Genomic DNA, 1279 nt, shown 5'->3' on the forward strand with positions numbered 1-1279 from the left:
TTGATCCGCCCCCGCCGATTGGTCCGGTTGGAATGTTAGTGGAGTAATGGCCTTTCCGCCAGCACGGATGACGCAGTTGGTTGAGGGTTCGGCGCTGCTCGCACCGAGATGGCCGGGACGAACACCTCTGGGGCCGGCGGCTTGTACCCGAGCGATCCATGAGGCCTCAGAGTATTGTAGTGCCGTCGCCAACTCTCGATCACGATCTTCGCCTCCTTGAGCGAATAGAAGATCTCACCATCGAGCAGCTCATCCCTAAGCCGCGCATTGAAGCTCTCGATGAACCCGTTTTCCCAGGGGCTACCTGGTGCGATGTAAGCCGTCTTCGCCCCAACCGCGCTGATCCAGCCCTGGACGGCCTTCGCGACGAACTCCGCGCCATTGTCTGACCGAATGTGCTCGGGCACGCCGCGCAGGATGAACAGATCCGAGAGAACATCGATCACATCGACTGCTTTCAGTTTGCGGTTCACCCGGATCGCGAGGCACTCATGCGTGAACTCATCGATCACGTTCAGCATGCGGTATTTTCGCCCGTCATGGGTGCGATCCTCGACAAAGTCGTAGCTCCAGACGTGGTTAGGCCATTCTGCTCTCAGCCGGATGCAGGATCCGTCATTGAGCCAGAGACGCCCTTTCTTGGGTTGTTTGGCAGGCACTTTCAGCCCCTCCCGTCGCCAGATCCGCTCGACCCGCTTATTGTTGACGATCCAGCCGGCGGTCGAGCGCAGAAGCTCTGCGATCTTCCTGTAGCCGTAGCGGCCATACTGGCGGGCAAGCGCGATGATGTCGGCGGTGAGCCGGGCCTCACCGTATCGTCCTTGCGGACTGCGCCGCTGCGTCGAGCGATGCTGGCCAAGCACGCGGCAGACCCGCCGCTCGGACAGCTTCAGTTTGGATCGGAGGTGATCGATGCAGGCGCGGCGACGGGCGGGGCTCAGAAGTTTCCCGAGGCGGCTTCTTTCAAGATCTGCTTGTCCAGCGTCAGGTCAGCCACTGCACGCCGGAGCCTGGCATTCTCCGCTTCCAGTTCCTTCAGGCGCTTGACCTGATCGGATTTGAGCCCGCCGAACTCCTGGCGCCATCGATAATAGGTCACCTCGGTCACGCCGATCATGCGAACGGCATCCGCAACGGACTGGCCTTGTGAGACCATGACATCGACCTGACGTAACTTGGCGACGATCTCTTCCGGCTTGTGCGCTTCTTGGGCATTGTGGGTCCTCCTGTCTGCCTCAAGACATACTTCAAGGTGGACTAATTCAATGGGGGTGGATCA

Annotated in this window: 1 protein-coding gene; it reads right to left on the minus strand. The window is 60.1% G+C overall.

Features of this window, described 5'->3' with window-relative positions; all coding sequences use genetic code 11:
* Positions 1-35: 35 nt before the first annotated feature.
* A protein-coding gene (locus LG661_RS24615) for an IS3 family transposase (RefSeq protein WP_230534629.1) occupies positions 36-1156 on the minus strand; the annotation gives its coding sequence in 2 pieces (ribosomal slippage) (positions 36-952 and positions 952-1156; 1122 coding nt in all).
* Positions 1157-1279 lie beyond the last annotated feature (123 nt).

Origin of the sequence: Microvirga roseola (assembly GCF_020866965.1) — a bacterium.
Classification (GTDB): Bacteria; Pseudomonadota; Alphaproteobacteria; order Rhizobiales; family Beijerinckiaceae; genus Microvirga; species Microvirga roseola.